The organism is Enterovibrio norvegicus DSM 15893, from assembly GCF_900115495.1.
GTDB lineage: Bacteria > Pseudomonadota > Gammaproteobacteria > Enterobacterales > Vibrionaceae > Enterovibrio > Enterovibrio norvegicus.
The window spans coordinates 1-18,729 of record NZ_FOWR01000061.1 but is presented as its reverse complement, the minus strand read 5'-3'; the positions used below and the strand labels follow the sequence as shown (position 1 = coordinate 18,729).

Here is an 18,729-nt window from a genome sequence, read left to right as displayed (position 1 = left end):
AACTCAGACATAAAAAATCGGCCTCAACAATGTTGAGGCCGATTATGAAGCCTGCGTAGGATCGTTCAATGACTTAAAACGATCGGCATTAAGCCAAGTGGCTCCCTTTTTGTACCTATAATAAGACAGTCGCTGTCAAACTATATTGGTAACCTTAGTTGTTTGGAAATTTCTAAGGAGAGGAAATGAAAAATTTATCGAGATGTAGTGTTTTCACCATTGCCGTATCGTCTTTTCTAGCTGGTTGTACTCATATGGCAACAAACAAGTTGGAAGATACCAATGGAACTGGGGCTATAGCAATTCCAATCTCGATTGTGACTAACTCAGAGTCAAAAAAATACCCTTGTCGTTCTCTAGAATTAGTTATCAAGAAAACCTTTGTTGATCCGAGTGATCTTAACGTAGGCATCAAAGAAGAAATATATGTTGGCAGTAAACCTACATATTCACTGATTACGAATCTAGCGCCAGGTGAGTATTCAGTAGGAGAATATCGCTGTTACGCTAATTATCGCCGTGTTTTTAATGATTCAAAATCCTATTTAACAAGTTATGCAGGGCTGAGTTTTGAGGTTAAGGCTGATCAGGTACTTATTCTGAAGAAAGGCTTTGAGGGAAGTGTCGACTATGATGCTGTTGGCGGTTCTAGTTTTAATTATGGCTTTTATAGCGCCACCGGAGGTCAAAAAGAAAGTATAAAAGAAACGATGACCAATCAAGGGTTACCCGTTGGATGGACAATCGTAGAGCAGTAATAGTATTGTGCGCAATTCAATAAAAGCCCCAAGATAAGGGGCTTTTATTGATCTTTATCCCGCCAATTCTCTTGCTTGCATGGTCAAACGCATTTGGCTGTTTGCTGCGCCAAAACCCTTATAGCCATTTCGTTGCAATATTTCGAAGCAGAATCTACCTGCAAACAGCGTGGTATAAAGCTGGAAGAAGCTGCCATGCTCATCTTCGTCATACAGAATGTTAAAACGTTTCATTTTTTTCAACACGTCATCTGACAACGAGAATCGAGCAGCGATATCGTCATAGTAATTCGCCGTGACCGTCATGGTGGTGCTCGACTGCTTCTGCATGAACTCTGCAATGGCAAAAATATCTGTGGTGGCAAAGGCGATGTGGTTTACGCCAGTTCCTGCGTATTTGTCCAATATACGGGTTGATACGGTTCGTGCTGATTGGCTGCTGTTCAGCGTGAAACTGACACTGCCATTAGGGGTTTGTAATGCTTGGCTTTTTACAAGCCCGCCGGGGTCTGAAACATCCACCGTTGGCATGGTTTCCATGCTAAACATTGAGCGATATAAGAGCACGGAATGCAGCATCTCCTCATAGCTCATGGTTGTTGCAACATGATCTACGCGGTTAAGAAAACCTTGAGGCTGCACGTTGTCGTGCCAGACGAATTCACGTTCCCAATGTGCAGGTTTGTCTGCGTCATCCACCATGTAGAGCAGGCTTTCACCTGGGCCATAGATTGCAGGAATTCCGTGGGTATCTGTTTCTGGGTTGCCATAAACCGGCGGGAAGCCCAGTTGATTGGCGCGTTCAACCATGGCATTGACGTTGTGACACGTTAGCCCGACGGCACAGACTGACACGCCATGTTGCTGATGGAATCGCTGCGCAAAGCTGTCAGGTTCCATATTCATCACGAGGTTGATGTTACCTTGTCGCCAAAGCTCCACGTCTTTCTTTCTGTGCGTTGCCGTATGGCAGAAGCCAAGCTGCGCCAGAATATTGCTTAAGGCGTCTTTCTCGTTGGCACTCAACGCGAACTCAATGAATTGGATTTCTGATGGCGGTGAAACCGTTGAAATCTTTTCAGGCTCGATATCGGGTGTTTTCTCAATGGCTTGATTGGCGAAAACCAATGAACGATAACCATCTCGCGCGGTTTTCTCTGTTGAGCCAGAGCGGAATTGGTCATTGAAAATCTCGAGAGAGAAGGGGCCGTCGTATCCGGTTGCACGCATGTTGGCAACGAACTTATCGAGCGGTAAATCCCCTTGTCCGGGGAAGCAGCGATAATGACGACTCCAGCTTAAATGATCCATCGACAGGCTCGGCGCGTCAGCAACTTGTACTAAAAAGATGCGGTCGCCAGGGATATTGAGCATGGTGTCGAGTTCTGTTTGACGCGAGAAAATATGGAAGGTGTCTAGGCACACGCCCACGTTTTCATGATTGGCGCGGCGCACGATTTCCCAAGAATCGCGGTAATCACACACGTATTTCCCCCAACCGAGGGCTTCATAAGCCACGCGCATATTGCGTTTTGCCGCGCGTTCGCCCAATTCGTGGAAGTCATCTGCAGCGCGTTGAATTCCCCCAAGTGCGTGCGGTGACACGCTACTGCAAACCATCAAGAGATCGGTGCCCAACTCTTCCATTAAATCGAATTTACGCTCGGCACGATCAAAGGCTTTTTGGCGATAGGGGGCTGGTAACCCTTCAAAGTCACGAAAGGGTTGATAGGTGACCACTTCCAAACCGTGATCGTCCAGCATGCTGCGAATTTCATGCACTGACCCGTTGTGGGTGATCAGGTCATTTTCAAAAATTTCGATACCGCGAAATCCCGCTTTTGAAATGGCTTCGATTTTTTGTCTTAGGGTACCGGAAAGGCAAACCGTCGCGATGGAGTAAATCATGACGACATCTCCGCACGTTCCGCTAAGGCTTGAATCGCCAATGCGTAGCCGTTAACGCCAAACCCTGCGATAACGCCAATAGCCGCAGGGGTTAAATAAGAATGATGACGGAACGATTCACGTGCATGCACATTGGAAATGTGCAGCTCAATCACTGGGACCTGTGCACCTTTGATCGCATCATGCAGTGCCACAGAGGTGTGTGTATAAGCGCCTGCATTGAACACAACACCGATCAACTCACCACTTTTATGGTTTCTGCCCGCTTCGTGAATGGCATCTATCAATACGCCCTCGTGATTGCTTTGAAAGCATTCAACACCAAGGTTCAACGATTCGCCTTTTTGACGACAAAGTGCTTCAACATCATTCAGCGTTGAAGAACCATACTGTTCGGGTTCGCGTTGTCCGAGCAAATTCAAGTTTGGGCCGTTTAACACCAGTAAAGATTTCATCGTTACAGTCCTTTGCCATTCCCTAGAGTTAACCAATGTCGTTTACAAAAACGGTTCTTCCGTTTTTCACCGCTTCAACAACGGCTTCCGTGACGCGTAGGTTTTGTAAGCCATCTCTTACTGTGACCAGTGGCTTCTCTTCTTTTCGGATTACGCGACAGAAGTGGGTCAGTTGTTCGACCAGTGGATCTTTACGTTCAAGCGACACGTTGTCGCATTCGAACGGTTTCCACCAAGATCGGTCTTCTTTTTCTTTGTAGTATTTTAATCGCATGGTCGGAACGGAAATTGAACCGTGAGTACCTGCGATGTGATAGCAATCTTCGTCTTCATAACTTGAATAGGCTTTGTTTTCTTGGGATGTTTGCTCCCAGCTGCGCCCTGAACCAGCGGTGTCTGATAACAAGAAAGTACCGAGAGAGCCGTTTTCGAAATTGAAGGTAATCGACACCGTGTCTTCTACGTCAAACCCACGGCGACGGCTGGATGCCATGGCTTGAACGGCGACGATTTCTCCGCACAAATAACGCAGGTTACCGATGTCATGAATAAGGTTTATCAGGATAGGGCCGCCACCTTCTTTGGTGCGCCACGGTGCTGCATCGAAATAATCATCGGGTTTGTAAAACACGGCGCTACCTTGCGATGCCACCAATGCACCCAATACACCAGAGTCGATGATTTCACGGGTACGTTTGATGATTGGGCTGTGCATTCTGTGGTGGCCAACCAGCAAGGTGTCCCAAATGCCGGGGGTATTAACCGCAATATTGAGCAGCTCTGTGGCTTCTTCAACGGTGTGTGACACGGGCTTTTCAATGAGCACGGGAATGGCATGTTGGATACACATTTTTGCTTGGGTAACGTGTAGGTTGTTTGGTGTTGCTAAAATCACACCATCGACATCGATTGCCTCAATCATGGCTTCAAGATCGGCGAAGTGTGGCGCGTTGTATTCTGCGGCAAGTTGTTTGCTTGCTTCGAAAGGATCGACAATTGCCGCGAGCTGGCAGTTTGGGTGTGCATCAACGAGTCGAATATGGTTTTTACCAATCAGCCCAGCGCCGACCACGGCGATACGTAGCATTTCCATGTTTTCTTGCTTTCCTTGTCTATTGGGTAAAAGCACGCGTTTTAACGCGTGAAAATAGCGATCGCGTCTTACTGTTTGTTATTTTTCTGTGCTTGTTGCTTTCACGCGTTCTACAAACCCACCAAGGTGTGATTCAAGCGCATGAATGCAGGCGTCAATATCTCTATTTAGCGCTGCATCGAGGATGAGTGCATGTTCGTCGACAATGTGTTTTCCACGAAATCCAGACGTGCGTAATTCCATCATCACGAATTGTCGAAATTGGTCATAAAGCTGGCGGTGGTAATGCATATGAAGTTCAGAGTGGCATGCACCAATCAGCGCTGCATGAAATTCGTAATCGCAGCGGTGCCACATGACAAAATTGTCTTCGATGCTGTTTTGCATCTTGCTCTCTACGTGTTGGAGCTTGTGGTGAGCAGCAACGAGGTTGCTTTCCCATTCCATATCGCCTGCTGCAAACGACTGTCTTGCACCATCGCTTTCGAGCAAAATGCGTAGCTTGGTCAGTTCTTCCATTTTCTTGACTGAAAAACTGGCGACATGAAAACCTTTCTGGCCTTCAGCCACGACCAACCCATCACTTGCTAAGCGCGTGAGGCTTTCACGGAGCACGTTAACGCCACTACCATAGCGAGATTTCAGGCTCTCCATACGTAGGCGACTGCCTGCCTTGAATTCACCTTTCAATAAGTCTGTTCGAAGTGTTTCGTAGAGTGTCATTGCTACTTCTCTTTGTTTAAAACGACGAAAGTAACGTCTGTAACGCTTCTATTAATGCATCAATCGCCGATGCGCATTGCCGCAAAATTGAGATGAATCTACGTTTTGTTGATTTCACTATAAAACAAAAAATATCACCTAAAATTAAAAATAGATGATGTTTTAACAATTGAGACACAATTGGCTAACATCGTGATCAATTATTCGTCTACGCTAATGACATATTCATGGTCAACTGTTGTTTTGATGCGTTTATTCATATTACGCATCAATGCGTTGACCCTATAAGGGCCCGCAGTAAGGGCTTTAATCAAAGGAGTGGTGTATGAAATTGTTGTCCCAATCATCAGCAAGTTGGATGAAGAACCTGATGAAGATGACTGCGCTATCAGTAAGTATGTTTGCTGCAACAGCAGCTGGTGCGGCGGATATGAAATTGCGTTTGTCGGCACCGAGTTCCGAATCCGATCAGCGTGCGGTTGCACTAACAACGGTATTTGGTCCTGGTGTTGCAAGTTTTGCTGAGTTTGAACCGCACTGGAATGCCTCACTGTTCAAGCAAGGCACTGAGCTTGAAGCGATTGCGCGTGGCAACCTCGACATGGCAATGGCATCGGCGCAAGAACTGGCAGAATTTATCCCTGAATTCTCCATTTTCTCTGCTGGTTACATGCACCGTGATGCGGACCACCAAGTGGCGGTATTTAACGCTGATTTTATGGACCCATTGAAAGAGCAAGTTGAAGATACGCTGGGCGTGAAACTGCTAACCGTGATTTATCTTGGCCGTCGTCAGTTGAACTTGCGTACCGATCAAGAAGTGAAAACACCTGCGGATCTTGCGGGCGTGAAGCTACGTATGCCGGGTTCAGATTCATGGCAGTTCTTGGGTAAAGCATTGGGTGCTAACCCGACGCCAATGGCATTTACTGAAGTCTACACGGGTCTTCAAACCGGTGCGGTTGACGGGCAAGATAACCCGCTTCCAACAGACAAAGATGCAAAATTCTACGAAGTGACCAAGCAAATCGTCTTGACGAGCCACTTGGTTGACTTGAACTACCTTGCTATCTCTAAAAAGGTATGGGACAAGCTGACGCCTGAACAACAAGCACAACTGCAAAAAGCGGCTGACGATGCAGCAGCATTTGGTCGTAAAAACCAATTGGCACTTGAAGGTGAACTGGTGGACTTCTTCGTCGAAAAAGGTCTAAAAGTATATGAACCTGACCTAAACGCGTTCCGTACTCACGTACAAAATGCGTACTTGGAATCAGATTTCTCTGATACTTGGCCTGAAGGCATGGTAGAGAAAATCAACAAGCTGTAATGAGGTCGCGTGTGAAATCGATGTTAACTTGGTTTCAGCGAATTGCAGATGGCGTTGCCGTCGCTATGTTGGCGGCAATGTTCCTGATGTTTTGTGCTCAGATTTTCTCACGCTACGTCCTGAATTCACCCATAGGTTGGTCATCGGAACTCTTGTTGACCTTGTGGCTATGGGTGATTTTTTGGGCGGGCGCGTTTTGTCTTCGCCATAAAGACCACATTCGCTTCGACCTTCTTTATTTAAACGTGCCAGGAAAAGTCCAACGTGTGTTTCTCATCCTGTCAGCATTGGGCATCATTATCGGTTTCGGAATGAGCTTTTTGCCAACGTGGGATTACATCACTTTTTACAAGATCAAGAAGAGTGCCATTTTGAAGTGGCGTCTTGATTACGTATTCAGTATTTATGGCGTTTTCCTTGGTGTCATTATTCTCCGCTATAGCGTGTCATTGATTCAGTATTTGAACCCTAAATACAAGATCACGGATGAAAACGCAGATGCCAACAAGGACGAGCAGGTGGAACAATGAGTTTAGCGTTAACACTTTGCTTGGTGACTGTCCTTTTACTCGCTGCTTTTGGTACACCGGTGTCGTTTTCTATGATCATTGGTGCCATTGTTTATTTGGCAGTCAGTGGTCAAGATCTCGCGTTGGCGGGTGAGCAGATTATCCAAGGTTTTTATAACAGTTTTATCTTGCTTGCTGTGCCTTTGTTCATTGCAGCTGCCAATATCATGAATGCAGGAAGCATCACGGATAGGCTGTTGCAGTTTTGCGTTGCATTGGTGGGTCACTTACGTGGCGGACTAGGGCATGTGAACATTGTGTCGAGCCTTATTTTCTCGGGCATGTCAGGATCTGCCGTGGCAGATGCTGCGGGCATCGGTCGTGTCATTATTAATATGATGACCAAAGATGGCCGATACCCACCTGCGTATGCGGCGGCCATTACTGCGGCATCAGCAACTATTGGGCCTATCATCCCACCGTCAATACCGATGGTGATTTATGCATTGGTGTCTGATACGTCTATCGGTTATTTGTTCATTGCTGGCCTGATCCCAGGCTTGTTAATGGGAATTATGCTGATGGGGATGAACGCGTACCTTGCTACCCGCATGGACATCGTGAAAGAACCTCGCACACCGATTAAAGACATTCCTGGTATTACCTTCCGTGCGCTACCAACCCTCTTAATGCCAGCCATTTTACTGTTCGGTATTTATGGTGGTATCACAACGCCAACGGAAGCCGCTGCGGTTGCAGCTGCCTATGCCCTGTTCCTCGCGGCAGTGGTATATCGCTCTATCAGCTTTAAGCAGCTCTACCATGCGTTAAAAGAAAGTGCATATTCGTCTGCATCGGTAGGGTTAGTTATCGGCTCCGCGCTGATCTTTAACTACATCATTGCGACGGAAAATGTGCCGACCTCTATTGCGAACATGATTGCTGCGGCGGATTTGTCGCCAATGGCATTCCTGATCATCGTTAACCTGATTTACTTGGCATTGGGTTTCTTGCTGGATGCAACGACCGTTATTTTGGTCATCGTTCCACTGTTCATTCCTGCATGCCGTGAATTGGGCATCGATTTGGTGCACTTTGGTGTTATCACTATCGTTAACTTGATGATAGGGCTGATAACACCGCCTTATGGTGTGTTGTTGTTCGTGATAAATGGAACAACAGGCATACCGCTAGCGGGCATTATCAAACAGATCATTCCTTTTATTATTGCGCTGCTTGCTGCATTAGTGATCATGATTCTGTCACCAGATTTGGTGCTGTCACTGCCACGTATTATGGGCTATCAAGGTTAGCGCCCTAGTTAGGCATGACAATTAATCAAAAAGGCCGGTTGGCCTTTTTTTGTGCCATTTATATTTGAATGTCTAAGAAACCGTTAAAAACAGCATAGTCAGTTACGGAATGATCGCTGGCTTGTCGCAAAAAAAGAAACTTCGTCATGGACGCATCAATGCCGTTCTTTGGCTTGGGTATATTAGTGTCAGTCTCGTTATAAAAAGGCGTCAGACAGTATCTGATGCGTTTAGCACTATTCAAAAGGAGAGGATAATGAGTGATACCATGGTAGAAAATGTACCTTCGACAGAAGGCACGGCAAAAATCGTTTATGTGTTGTATTTAGTGGGCATATTATTCGGCCTGACGACACTTATTGGTGTTGTTATGGCTTATGTGAACCGTGGCGACGCGCCTGAATGGTTGAAAACCCACTATCAATATCAGATTCGAACTTTTTGGATTGGCGCGCTTTATCTGATCATTGGTGCAATCACGTCATTGGTGCTTGTTGGTTACTTGATCTTGTTGTTTTGGTTGGTGTGGACTGTCGTTCGTATGGTTAAAGGCATGAAACAATTGGATGCTAAAAAAGCGGTTGAGAACCCGACAGGTTGGCTCTTCTAACCGTTCACCGCCAAAAATGAAAAAACCGCATTTTTTAATGCGGTTTTTTTGTGTATTAACGTATCAGCTTTAGTCTGGAAGGCGCTTATTTTAGGGGAGAATGGGCTAACTTTTCTTTTGTTTTCGCAACTCACCCGGACTAATACCCATTTCACGGATCATGGCGCGGCTGAGTGTTTGGCCGGATGTGAAACCTAACGAAATCGCTATCTTATCAATCGATTCATCGGTGTATCGAATCGCTTGATATGCTTTGAGACGACGCCAGTGATTTAGATAGGCAATGGGGGCCATTCCAACTGCGTCTTGAAAGTGGCGCACTATGGTTGCACGTGACATACCTATTTGTTTACCCAGCTCATCAAGCGTCCAGTCATTGTCGGGTTGTGTGTGCATGAGCGATAAAGCTTTCAAAATTCTTTTATCACGTGTTGTACCTAGAAAATCAAATATTTCAGCATCCTCAGATAAATAACTCCTCAAAAGCATGATAAATAGCACTTCAGTCAACTTATCAATAATGAGGTTGTCATGATTGCCGAGCTCTTGGATCTGTTGATCTATCAAGGTGATGAGATTCCAAACTGGACTGTCATGAGCAATGCTTTTGAAATGCAAAATACTGGGGAGAGCGTCAAGTAAAGGATGGCTTAAATCATCATCAAACTTCACCATGCCACACATTAATTTGTGTGTCGTTGGGCCTTCTTGAAATTTGGGGTCATTCAACGAGCACGCTTCAATCATGCTCTCACTCGGCGTTTTATGATTGTCAGGATTATCTGCCACCCAATGCTTATCGCCATTGGGTAAAAAGACGAGTTCCATTTCATTGGCTTGAACGTGCTCTTGGCCATTTACGCCAAAAAAGCAGCTCCCCTTCATCGTAATGTGAAACCTCGGATAGCTTTTCTCATCGAGCGATATGCCCCACGGTGCTGAGAGGTTAGAACTTAGAAAAATTGAGCCTCTAAACCTAAGTGTTTCAAGAATATCGGTCAGCAAATTGAAGTTTTCGTCGTTTTTGATTCTTCTAAGCGCCAATGTGAGTCTCCCGATGATTACACCCATTTCTTATATAGCCTAAGCTCTGACCAAATGCTTGTCTACTGAGCATTTTGTCACTAGAAAGGAGTAACAATAAATGGAAGCACACAAAGCATTCGCAACAAAAAAAACTCCATCTTCAATTCTGACTAAAGGATTGGGGGCGGCTGCTTTATTGAGCGCGTTAACCTTGGCGTCAACCAGTGTCTCTGCAAAAGAGTATTTCACTATTGTAGACGGCGCCCTTGAGCGTCCTACTGGTTATCGTGAATGGGTCTATGTAGGGACACCCGTTACACCTAATGATATGAACAATGGCAAAGCGGCTTTTCCAGAGCACCACAATGTGTACATTGACCCTGAAAGCTGGACGCACTGGAAGGAAACGGGTGAGTTCCGTGATGGCACCATCATCATTAAGGAACTTGTTGATGTGGGTTCAAAAGCGGCAGTGAGTGGCGCGGGGTATTTTCAAGGTGACTTTATTGGCTTGGAAGCGACTATCAAGAGTAAAAAAGTGAACCCTAACGAGCCGGGTAACTGGTCATACTACAGCTTTTCTACGCCGGATCATTCGTCACTGACAGATACAGCAACGGCATTTCCTGCTGCTGCATGTAATGCTTGTCACGCTGCCGCCGCAGCTGATGATTTTGTATTTACGCAGTACTACCCAGTACTTCGTGCGGGTAAAGGAACCGGTGAGCTTGCCATTGGTGGCGTTTCTTCATCATTAAAATAAGGTAGAAAAAAATGAAAAAAGGCATCATAGCTTTCGCTTTACTGGCTAGCGCTGGGGTAGTTACGACTTCTATTGCATCAGACAACACATCCTTTTCGGGGATTGTTGATGCAGACGGCAACATCGCTTTTCCTGAAGGGTTTCGTACGTCAATGGTCCATCTTGGGTCGTGGTTTGTTCCTGATGGTGGCGCGAGCGGTTTCCACGGTGTTTACACCGAAAAAGAAACGGTAGAGGCTTTCCGAAAAACGGGTAAATTCCCCGACGGCGCAACGCTTGTTAAGGAACTTCGCGCACATGCGAGCGGCGATTTCACAACCGGTGCTGGTGTTAACTATGAAACCGAAAACCTTAAGCAATGGTTTGTCATGGTAAAAGACACGGAAGGTCGTTTTCAAGACACTGGTGTATGGGGAGATGGATGGGGTTGGGCGCTCTTTAAGCCTGGTAACCTCGGGGTCAATGCTTCATCAGATTACAAAACTGATTGTTTAGGTTGCCACATTCCAGCTAAAGACAATGATTGGATTTACACAGACGCGTACCCAATTTTAGCGGAATGAATGTTCTTTATGAACATCCCTCAGTAAGACAAGCCAGCCCGCCAAAGCTGGCTTTTTTCGTTTTAGTCAGCGGGTTTCTCGTTATTGTGAAAAACGCTTATGAAAGATCGAAGGCGTTAGCTTCCTCTATACGTCGAGTAACTATAGGGAGAAACAAGTAACGGTACGTGGAAGTGTTGATTGTGATCTGAGATACCAAATCGAATCACGATTTCATCAAGAAAGGGAATAGGATCGACGGGCGTGTTGCGATGACGAAAATACGCGGCCGTCGAAAACACAAGTTGATATTGGCCGGAACGAAAAGCGTCGTTTTCTAGAAGCGGTTTCTGAGTTCGGCCATCTTGATTTGTTGATGTAGAAAGAAGAGGTTTGAGTCCATCATCATCAATGCGATACAGCGATATTTTCACACCCGCGGCAGGCACACCATTTGCGGTATCAAGAACATGTGTCGTGAGTTTCCCCATTTTTTAACCCCTCATCAATGGTGTATTGAATGCACTCGCTTTCAAACTAGCAGGGAGGCGGGCGAGGTGCATATCTAGCATTGATAAATGATAACAGAATCAACAACTAGTTAACGTTTCCGCTACATTGTTCAATTAAAAATGCAATCGCGAGTAAATACTCTCATTGTGTATGAGCGATGAAACGCCCAGAAACAATAGCTTATTCGTAAGGAGTAGACATGAAAATGGGCCTTATAAAGGCCCATTTTATGGTCGATGTATGTTGCTTGAATCGTGGTGTAGAGTGAGCCGTTTAAGCGGGTTGCGCCACGACACGGACGATCGGTTTATCGTTGATGGGGAGGTGAAGAATGGCTGCGGTTAGTGCGAGAACCACCGTTGCCCACCAAATCGGCTCGTATGAACCGTAGTGATCAAAGACACGACCACCCACCCATGCACCCATGAAGCTGCCAATTTGGTGTGTAAAGAAAACCAAACCGTACAAGGTCGACATGTAACGTGCTCCAAAGATTTGGCGAACCAATCCAGAGGTAAGTGGCACGGTGCCTAACCAACAAAAACCAATGGCTGCGCCAAAGATTGTCGCGCTTTCTGTTGTTAGTGGTAACGTCACAAAAAGAGCCAGCACCACAGAGCGCATCATATATAGAGAAGACATGACGTAGCGCTTGTTGAATCGATCGCCCATCAATCCCCAGAAATACGATCCGAAGATATTAAAAATACCTACATAGGCCAATGCCATCGCTGCCGTATTGCCGGGCAGCCCCTTATCTGCAATGTAGCTTGGTAGGTGGGTAGCAATGAACATGACTTGGAAACCACACACAAAGAAACCCGCGTGAATGAACCAGTAACCTTTGTGGTTGAATGCTTCTTTCAGCGCTTCTTTTAGCGTTTGGGAATCATCAGCAGGGTTCGTCATGCCTGCACCTTGCGATGTTTTGATGAACACCGAGAAGGCGATCATGATGGTGCAAAGCACGGCGAAAACTTGCATGGCCGTTTGCCAGTCAAAGTTAGCCAAGAGAGACTGGGCACCAGGAATAACGGCAAACATACCGAATGAACCCGCAGCGGTGGTTAAACCGAATGCTTTCGCTGTGTGTTCAGCCGGAACCACCTTGGCAACCGCCCCCAAAATGATCACATAGCTTGTGGCACTGAGGCCCAAGCCCACCAAAATACCAAGAGACACGTACAACATACCTGCACTGGTGGCGATGGACGTGAGGTAGAGACCGAGTGCGTAGGCAATACCGCCAATAGCAATGATGCGTTTTGCGCCGAATCTGTCAGCTGCCATACCGATAAAAGGTTGGAACGCGCCAAACATGAGGTTTTGCACGGCAATAGCGAGGCTGAAAAATTCACGTCCTGTTTGGAACGTGTCGCTGATAGGCATCATGAAGATACCAAATGATTGCCTGATCCCTAGGCTGACGATCAATATCCCTATTCCCATCCAAACGACGAGCGGGAACCGGAAAATACTCATTGAACTACCTTAACGTTGAGAGTGAATCGTGTTCACTTATTGCTTATAAATTCGAAAATCGCGTGTTCTTGACGCTGTTTTACGCACTACTTTGCGGTGACTTGCTGTATATGTCTTGTTCAGTGGTGGGGCGCGTCTCTGTGTTGTTGATGGCAACCTCCGTCGACGGCGTATTCGGTTAGTGCGCGTTGAAATGGCGTGCAGTGATGCACTGCGACGAGCGTTAACATAAGGACGACTGCCCAGCGACAGAGCTGAGACGCCAAAGACTGTGATTGCAAAAAGAGTGGAAACATAGCGACCTCAGGGTGAGAAAGGCGCGTAGAGTAGAGTTATCAATGGCATGAAGCAAATGAATCAGATGCAAAAAGGTCATGCGTTTTCTGCATGGCGAACGCATCAACACGATGAAGAGGTGCTAAGCACCATAAAGAAATGACGAAGACCCGCGCTGAACCGTCATGGTGTTTACACTTATGCGCGCCAAATTAAGCTTCTTTTTTCATAAGTACCTGCTGGAATGAGAAAAATCAGGACAAGTAAAGTCACGCATTGAGTGAATAATTATTTGCAGCGGCGTGTCAGAGACAGCCGCAATATTGATAGGTTTTAAAGAAGTAAAACACGCTATGAACGATGCTAAGTGATTGAAACTGCACCTATATGTGACGTGTGTCACAAATATTTTTCATGGAGATTTTCCCTTGCACGTCGATGCTCACGCATTGAATAGTGATTTATATCACGGTCAAAAACTCATTTTTGCAATGCTAGATTGCATTTTTAGGGGTTTAAAAAATTCGAAATCGGAGAAGAATACGCCTCATCGAATAGAGCCATCTTGTTTAAGTACGGGATCATCTAAACGATTTAATGAATATGCTTTTCTATATACCCAAACAACCTGAAGATGCGCGATTTCAGAGGTCATCAGAGTGTTCAATTCAAGGCAAATTTCTGTAGGAATAGTCATTCTATTTCACTGGAATTTAACGATGAAGTGAACTCTCTGAGGGCCTCCCTTCGGGCGAGTTTACTGACGCCATGCTCGGTGTTGTCCCTTTTTGATGGAGCGCACTACATCGGCAAAGGGACGCCTTGATCATAACGTCAGTAAAGCTCGCTGAATCCGGCATCTTCAAGTTGTTTGGGTATAAAATATTCATTAATGGATGTATTTGCATGGCATAACGTCTATGTGAATATTGCTGTAATAAGAGCACATTCGTTATTTCTGATTATCACCAATATCAAAATGCCGCCCTTAAATGTATTCAAGTTAAATAAATAACGTTGAACACATACAGTCGCCATGGATCTGGCCGCCTGAAATTAATCTATTAATCTGTCTCGTCTGAATTAAGGGTTTAAGTAATGTCTTCAGATGCCAATAGTAAAAAAATGGGATTGGTTGGTTTAACCGTTCTCGTTGCGGTAAATATGATGGGCTCGGGTATTATTATGTTACCGGCGAGCCTTGCACAAGTCGGCACTATTTCTCTCCTTTCATGGGTTATTACAGCCCTGGGTGCAATGTGTATTGCGTATACCTTTGCAAAATGTGGTGCGATTTGTAAGCGTTCTGGTGGTATGTCTGCGTATTCCGAAGAAGCGCACGGAAAATCGTCCTTCTTTATTGCGTCTTACACCTACTATGTTTGCCTTGTTATCAGCTGTGTTGCAATCGCAGTTTCAGCGGTGGGTTATATCAAACCGTTCATGCCATGGCTTGATACGCCAATGCACACCTTCTTTGGTGTTGTCGCCATCCTTATCGTGACCATGCTAGCGAACTTTGGTGGCCCTAAAATCACCGGTCAGATTTCATCATTAACCGTGTGGGGCATTATCCTTCCTGTACTCGGTCTATCAGTGGTTGGCTGGTGGTGGTTCGATCCACAAACCTTCATTTCTGCATGGAACCCACACCATGACACCACCATGCATTCAGTATCTTCAGGTATCGCACTGACATTATGGGCTTTCTTAGGTATTGAATCTGCGGGTGCTAACTCGGACGCAGTTGAAAACCCAGAACGCAACGTGCCGCTAGCCGTGTTGTTTGGTACTGGTTTTGCTGCGGTGGTGTATATCCTTTCCACTACGGTGATCCAAGGCATTATCCCTAACGCAGAGTTGGCAAATTCAACCGCACCGTTCGGTCTTGTGTTCAGCCATATGTTTAACCCAACCGTGGGTAATATCGTCACCATTGCAGCGGTTATCGCGTGTATTGGTTCACTACTGGGTTGGCAGTTCACCAATGCGCAGGTATCAAAATCTGCCGCTGAAGAAGGCCTGTTCCCTAGAATTTTCGCGAAAACAAACAAAGCGGGTGCGCCAATCTTGGGCATGCTCATTATGTTGGCGGCAGAGCTGCTACTTGCCCTGATGACGATTTCTCCAAACTTGGTGAGTCAATTCAACGCATTGCTCAACCTTGCGGTGTTCGTGAACATGGTGCCGTACATCCTTTCCATGACAGGATTGGAAGTAATGCTTCGCAAAAACAAGGTCACACCTGCGCAATATAAATTGGGTGCAACTGTGGGTACGCTGGGTGTGATTTACAGCATCTATGGCGTGTATGCCTGTGGTGCGGAAGCCGTGTTCGGCGGCACAATCCTGACGCTATTTGGTTACATCTTCTACGGTTTCATCGCAGCGCGCGACATTAATACTGACGAGGTTAAAACCAACGTCATTGAAAAAGAAGTCAACGCGTAAGTAAGTATTGTATTTCCAATATCCACCAATGATTAAGCATTAAATAGTTAGCCTCATTTTCTCTCCAGTTATTGGGGCTGACTATTTCTATTTTTAAAGAAAACGCCACGGATTGGTTGTTATTTTTTTCTCCTAGAGTAAATGGATGAAAATTAATTTCACTAGGAAAGTGTTTATTTGTGCTGGTCACGTGATCAGCTTAACGAAGAATTAACGTTAACCACTCTGCCTGACTTATTTGTATTACATACACAAGCCATCCAAAGCGTTGACGCTGAAATGCACCTTGTCGATTAGGTAATTATTATGAGCAACTACTTCAGCAAAATGCGCACTCTGGTTGTAGAGCCGCAAAATATTGATCCAAGCAGTTACGCTGCGCGCACCACACAATCACTGATTGCAGAACTGCATGAACGTACCATTGAAATTGTCACTGCAAATTCTTATGAAGATGCCAAGGCCGTTATTCTTGCAACACACATCGACAGCCTTGTATTGACGCTCGATAAATCAGAAGAGCAAATCCTGCATTCAAGCGAAGAAATTGAACTGCTCGATACGCTAAAAAATCGTCAGTCAGAGGTGCCCGTTTTCTTGCTGGCGGAGCGTGCACGTACATCCATTCTTGCGAACCGCAAACTGATGGAGCGTGTGGATGAGTGTTATTCCGTGCTGGAAGACACTGCAGATTTCGTTGCGGGTCGAATTGTTGCTGCCATGAAGCGCTACCGTGAGAATGTATTGCCACCGCTGATGAAAGCGATGATGCAATACAACGACATTCACGAATATTCATGGTCAGCGCCGGGTCACCAAGGGGGCATTGGCTTTACCAAAACACCCGCAGGTAATCAGTTCTACCAATTCTACGGTGAGAACTTGTTCCGTTCAGACATGGGCATTGAACGCGCGGCGTTAGGTTCACTGTTAGACCACACTGGCGCGTTTAAAGACAGCGAAGAAGAAGCATCCAAAATCTTCGGTGCGCACCAGTCGTATTCAGGCATTGTGGGCACATCGGGCTCGAACCGTACTATCATGCAAGCATGTTTGAAAGACGATGACATTGCGATTATCGATCGCAATTGCCACAAATCTATCGAACAAGGTCTTATCCTGACGGGCGCTCGCCCTGTTTACATGGCACCAAGCCGTAACTGTTACGGCATTATTGGCCCAATCAGCCAAGCGAGCATGTCAGCTGCGTCCATCACACAAAAAATTGCAGACGGCAAACTGACCAAAGAGTACGTGGGTAAATCACCACGCTATGCCGTTGTCACTAATTGCACGTATGACGGTCTTTGCTACAACTCAGAGCGCGCTGAAGCATTGCTTTCTGAAAGCTCTCATCGCATTCATATGGATGAAGCGTGGTTTGGTTATGCCCGATTCAACCCTGTATACAAAGGTCACTTTGCCATGCGCGGCAGTGCTGACGGGCACAAAGGGCCAACCGTCTTCGCGACTCATTCAACCCACAAGTTGTTGAATGCCTTGTCTCAAGCGTCCTACATTCATGTGCGTAATGGCGAAGATGCTATCGACTTCGACCGCTTCAACCAAGCGTACATGATGCATACCTCCACATCTCCGCTTTACGCGATCTGTGCGTCTAATGACGTGGCGGCAAACATGATGAAAGGGGAGAGCGGCTTATCACTGACAAATGAAGTGATCCGTGAAGCGGTGATCTTCCGCCAAAGCGTGCGCAAACTGTTCAATGATTACACCACCGATGGTGATTGGTTCTTCAAGCCTTGGAATGCGGAAGTCGTGACCGATACCAACGGCGAGAAAGTGAAATTCGAAGATGCGTCTGTTGAATCGCTCATGTCAGTGCAAGATAACTGGGTATTGCACCCAGAAGACAAATGGCATGGCTTCGATCACATGGACGACAACTGGTGCATGTTGGACCCAATCAAAGTGAGCCTGCTAACCCCAGGTTTGGATGACAAAGGGCAATTCCTTGAAAAAGGTGTGCCAGCGGCACTGGTGAGTGCGTATTTAGGTCGCTTTGGTATTGTGCCAACCCGTACGACGGACTTCCAAGTGATGTTCCTGTTCTCAATGGGTATCACCAAAGGTAAACGCGATACGCTGATCAATACCTTGTTGTCGTTCAAACGTCACTATGACGCAAACGTGTCTTTGGAAACCATGTTGCCAGAATTGGTAGAAAGTGCGCCAGAGATCTATAAAGGCCTTGGGCTGCGTGATTTGGGCGATCGCATGTTCCAATACCTTGTTCGCCATAACCCAGCACAAGTACTGAACGAAGCATATTCAACCCTACCGGAGGTTGAGCTGAAACCACGTACGGCTTACCACCACATTGTGGCAAACGAAGTGGAATTGGTGCCTTCAGACAAACTGGAAGGCCGCGTTGCTGCGCACTCAGTGATTCCTTACCCACCAGGCATTCCAATGCTAATGGGTGGCGAGAACTTTGGTAACGAAAGCAGCCCGCAAATTCAGTACCTTAAAGCCCTAGAGGCGTGGGATGACGAGTTCCCAGGTTTCGAACATGAAACCGAAGGGGCTGAGAAAGAACACGGTAAATACCACGTGCTTTGCATCAAATCTGATGCGCTGTAAGTGAAATCAAAGAAAAACGCCTTCCCATTGGGAATAATGCCGATCGTTTTAAGTCATTGAACGATCCTACGCAGGCTTCATAATCGGCCTCAACATTGTTGAGGCCGATTTTTTATGTCTGAGTTTTTGAAAGAGTTACACATCACCGCTGAGTTTTGCCAAGACCACCCTATCAACGCATTCTCTAAACACATTCCTCTTGAGTGGGTTGAAGAAGCAGTCAAACAAACCGGACGCGCTTCTTTGCGTAAACGTCGCTTTCCCGCTGAGCAGGCTGTTTGGCTAGTTTTAGGGATTGGATTACTGCGCAATCGCTCGATTCAGAATGTTTGTGACCAACTTGAGTTGGCTTTTCCTGATACCAAAGGGGAAC

18 protein-coding genes are annotated in these 18,729 nt (G+C 46.1%); 11 read left to right on the top strand and 7 right to left on the bottom strand.

Annotated features, from left to right (window positions below; genetic code table 11):
- Positions 1 to 185 precede the first annotated feature (185 nt).
- Positions 186 to 758, top strand: a complete 573-nt coding sequence (locus BM082_RS23145) for a hypothetical protein (protein ID WP_074928811.1) — start codon at positions 186 to 188, stop codon at positions 756 to 758.
- A 54-nt stretch (positions 759 to 812) separates the two neighbouring features.
- Here BM082_RS23145 and BM082_RS23140 read toward each other — a convergent pair whose 3' ends face one another.
- The 4 genes from BM082_RS23140 to BM082_RS23125 all read right to left on the bottom strand — a co-directional run bounded on the left by BM082_RS23140 (position 813) and on the right by BM082_RS23125 (position 4,937).
- On the bottom strand, positions 813 to 2,666 hold the full coding sequence (locus BM082_RS23140; protein WP_017009164.1) for a bifunctional sugar phosphate isomerase/epimerase/4-hydroxyphenylpyruvate dioxygenase family protein: 1,854 nt from the start codon (positions 2,664 to 2,666) through the stop codon (positions 813 to 815).
- Positions 2,663 to 3,121 carry a type II 3-dehydroquinate dehydratase gene (gene aroQ, locus BM082_RS23135; RefSeq protein ID WP_017009165.1) on the bottom strand — a complete coding sequence of 153 codons (459 nt, stop codon included), beginning with the start codon at positions 3,119 to 3,121 and terminating at the stop codon, positions 2,663 to 2,665. Before aroQ ends, BM082_RS23140 begins: the two co-directional genes overlap by 4 nt.
- 28 nt (positions 3,122 to 3,149) lie before the next feature.
- Complete coding sequence (locus BM082_RS23130) at positions 3,150 to 4,214, bottom strand: Gfo/Idh/MocA family protein (RefSeq protein ID WP_017017565.1); 1,065 nt, start codon at positions 4,212 to 4,214, stop codon at positions 3,150 to 3,152.
- A 78-nt stretch (positions 4,215 to 4,292) separates the two neighbouring features.
- The gene (locus BM082_RS23125) at positions 4,293 to 4,937 is read right to left on the bottom strand and encodes a GntR family transcriptional regulator (protein WP_017009167.1); all 645 of its coding nucleotides are present in this window, start codon (positions 4,935 to 4,937) and stop codon (positions 4,293 to 4,295) included.
- A gap of 325 nt (positions 4,938 to 5,262) precedes the next feature.
- Here BM082_RS23125 and BM082_RS23120 point away from each other — a divergent pair, with 325 nt between their 5' ends.
- The 4 genes from BM082_RS23120 (at position 5,263) to BM082_RS23105 (ending at position 8,699) form a co-directional block, all read left to right on the top strand.
- Positions 5,263 to 6,267 carry a sialic acid TRAP transporter substrate-binding protein SiaP gene (locus BM082_RS23120; protein WP_017009168.1) on the top strand — a complete coding sequence of 335 codons (1,005 nt, stop codon included), beginning with the start codon at positions 5,263 to 5,265 and terminating at the stop codon, positions 6,265 to 6,267.
- A 20-nt stretch (positions 6,268 to 6,287) separates the two neighbouring features.
- The gene (locus BM082_RS23115) at positions 6,288 to 6,797 is read left to right on the top strand and encodes a TRAP transporter small permease (protein WP_241810493.1); all 510 of its coding nucleotides are present in this window, start codon (positions 6,288 to 6,290) and stop codon (positions 6,795 to 6,797) included.
- The gene (locus BM082_RS23110; protein WP_017009170.1) at positions 6,794 to 8,089 is read left to right on the top strand and encodes a TRAP transporter large permease; all 1,296 of its coding nucleotides are present in this window, start codon (positions 6,794 to 6,796) and stop codon (positions 8,087 to 8,089) included. The genes BM082_RS23115 and BM082_RS23110 overlap by 4 nt, the downstream gene beginning before the upstream one ends.
- Positions 8,090 to 8,345: 256 nt before the next feature.
- Entirely contained in the window at positions 8,346 to 8,699 is a 354-nt protein-coding gene (locus BM082_RS23105) for a DUF4870 family protein (RefSeq protein ID WP_074928809.1), read from the top strand.
- 105 nt (positions 8,700 to 8,804) lie between these two features.
- On the opposite strand, the gene BM082_RS23100 is transcribed toward BM082_RS23105, so the two are convergent.
- Positions 8,805 to 9,770: an AraC family transcriptional regulator gene (locus BM082_RS23100; RefSeq protein WP_074928807.1), complete on the bottom strand. Its 966-nt coding sequence runs from the start codon at positions 9,768 to 9,770 to the stop codon at positions 8,805 to 8,807.
- A 73-nt stretch (positions 9,771 to 9,843) separates the two neighbouring features.
- On the opposite strand from BM082_RS23100, the gene BM082_RS23095 reads away from it, so the two are divergent.
- Both BM082_RS23095 and BM082_RS23090 read left to right on the top strand, forming a co-directional pair.
- A complete protein-coding gene (locus BM082_RS23095; protein ID WP_074928805.1) occupies positions 9,844 to 10,488 on the top strand; it encodes a cytochrome P460 family protein in 645 nt (214 codons plus the stop codon).
- 11 nt (positions 10,489 to 10,499) lie between these two features.
- The gene (locus BM082_RS23090) at positions 10,500 to 11,051 is read left to right on the top strand and encodes a cytochrome P460 family protein (RefSeq protein ID WP_074928803.1); all 552 of its coding nucleotides are present in this window, start codon (positions 10,500 to 10,502) and stop codon (positions 11,049 to 11,051) included.
- A 116-nt stretch (positions 11,052 to 11,167) separates the two neighbouring features.
- Here the strand turns inward: BM082_RS23090 and uraH are convergent, their stop codons facing one another.
- Together uraH and BM082_RS23080 are read right to left on the bottom strand one after the other, a co-directional pair.
- Positions 11,168 to 11,521 carry a hydroxyisourate hydrolase gene (gene uraH, locus BM082_RS23085; protein WP_017013399.1) on the bottom strand — a complete coding sequence of 118 codons (354 nt, stop codon included), beginning with the start codon at positions 11,519 to 11,521 and terminating at the stop codon, positions 11,168 to 11,170.
- A 295-nt stretch (positions 11,522 to 11,816) separates the two neighbouring features.
- Positions 11,817 to 13,025 (bottom strand): MFS transporter, encoded by a 1,209-nt coding sequence (locus BM082_RS23080; protein ID WP_026024851.1) that lies wholly within the window; start codon positions 13,023 to 13,025, stop codon positions 11,817 to 11,819.
- Here BM082_RS23080 and BM082_RS23075 point away from each other — a divergent pair.
- From BM082_RS23075 to BM082_RS23060, 4 genes are all read left to right on the top strand, one after another.
- Positions 13,025 to 13,207, top strand: coding sequence for a hypothetical protein (locus tag BM082_RS23075; protein WP_017013397.1), 183 nt, complete (start codon positions 13,025 to 13,027; stop codon positions 13,205 to 13,207). The genes BM082_RS23080 and BM082_RS23075 overlap by 1 nt on opposite strands.
- A gap of 1,192 nt (positions 13,208 to 14,399) precedes the next feature.
- Positions 14,400 to 15,752, top strand: coding sequence for a putrescine-ornithine antiporter (gene potE / locus BM082_RS23070; protein WP_017009178.1), 1,353 nt, complete (start codon positions 14,400 to 14,402; stop codon positions 15,750 to 15,752).
- 306 nt (positions 15,753 to 16,058) lie between these two features.
- The gene (gene adiA, locus BM082_RS23065; protein WP_017017570.1) at positions 16,059 to 18,356 is read left to right on the top strand and encodes an arginine decarboxylase; all 2,298 of its coding nucleotides are present in this window, start codon (positions 16,059 to 16,061) and stop codon (positions 18,354 to 18,356) included.
- Between the two features lie 114 nt (positions 18,357 to 18,470).
- A partial coding sequence (locus BM082_RS23060) for a transposase domain-containing protein (protein ID WP_208862553.1) occupies positions 18,471 to 18,729 on the top strand: 259 nt, incomplete at its 3' end.

What these genes read in the sequence shown, in the direction of transcription:
- BM082_RS23120 (WP_017009168.1), top strand. Translation starts at nt 5,263, where the DNA reads ATGAAATTGTTGTCCCAATCATCAGCAAGTTGGATGAAGAACCTGATG.
- adiA (WP_017017570.1), top strand. Translation starts at nt 16,059, where the DNA reads ATGAGCAACTACTTCAGCAAAATGCGCACTCTGGTTGTAGAGCCGCAA.
- BM082_RS23115 (WP_241810493.1), top strand. Translation starts at nt 6,288, where the DNA reads ATGTTAACTTGGTTTCAGCGAATTGCAGATGGCGTTGCCGTCGCTATG.
- BM082_RS23125 (WP_017009167.1), bottom strand. Translation starts at nt 4,937, where the DNA reads ATGACACTCTACGAAACACTTCGAACAGACTTATTGAAAGGTGAATTC.
- BM082_RS23105 (WP_074928809.1), top strand. Translation starts at nt 8,346, where the DNA reads ATGAGTGATACCATGGTAGAAAATGTACCTTCGACAGAAGGCACGGCA.
- aroQ (WP_017009165.1), bottom strand. Translation starts at nt 3,121, where the DNA reads ATGAAATCTTTACTGGTGTTAAACGGCCCAAACTTGAATTTGCTCGGA.
- BM082_RS23100 (WP_074928807.1), bottom strand. Translation starts at nt 9,770, where the DNA reads ATGGGTGTAATCATCGGGAGACTCACATTGGCGCTTAGAAGAATCAAA.
- potE (WP_017009178.1), top strand. Translation starts at nt 14,400, where the DNA reads ATGTCTTCAGATGCCAATAGTAAAAAAATGGGATTGGTTGGTTTAACC.
- BM082_RS23145 (WP_074928811.1), top strand. Translation starts at nt 186, where the DNA reads ATGAAAAATTTATCGAGATGTAGTGTTTTCACCATTGCCGTATCGTCT.
- BM082_RS23090 (WP_074928803.1), top strand. Translation starts at nt 10,500, where the DNA reads ATGAAAAAAGGCATCATAGCTTTCGCTTTACTGGCTAGCGCTGGGGTA.
- uraH (WP_017013399.1), bottom strand. Translation starts at nt 11,521, where the DNA reads ATGGGGAAACTCACGACACATGTTCTTGATACCGCAAATGGTGTGCCT.
- BM082_RS23140 (WP_017009164.1), bottom strand. Translation starts at nt 2,666, where the DNA reads ATGATTTACTCCATCGCGACGGTTTGCCTTTCCGGTACCCTAAGACAA.
- BM082_RS23130 (WP_017017565.1), bottom strand. Translation starts at nt 4,214, where the DNA reads ATGGAAATGCTACGTATCGCCGTGGTCGGCGCTGGGCTGATTGGTAAA.
- BM082_RS23080 (WP_026024851.1), bottom strand. Translation starts at nt 13,025, where the DNA reads ATGAGTATTTTCCGGTTCCCGCTCGTCGTTTGGATGGGAATAGGGATA.
- BM082_RS23095 (WP_074928805.1), top strand. Translation starts at nt 9,844, where the DNA reads ATGGAAGCACACAAAGCATTCGCAACAAAAAAAACTCCATCTTCAATT.
- BM082_RS23110 (WP_017009170.1), top strand. Translation starts at nt 6,794, where the DNA reads ATGAGTTTAGCGTTAACACTTTGCTTGGTGACTGTCCTTTTACTCGCT.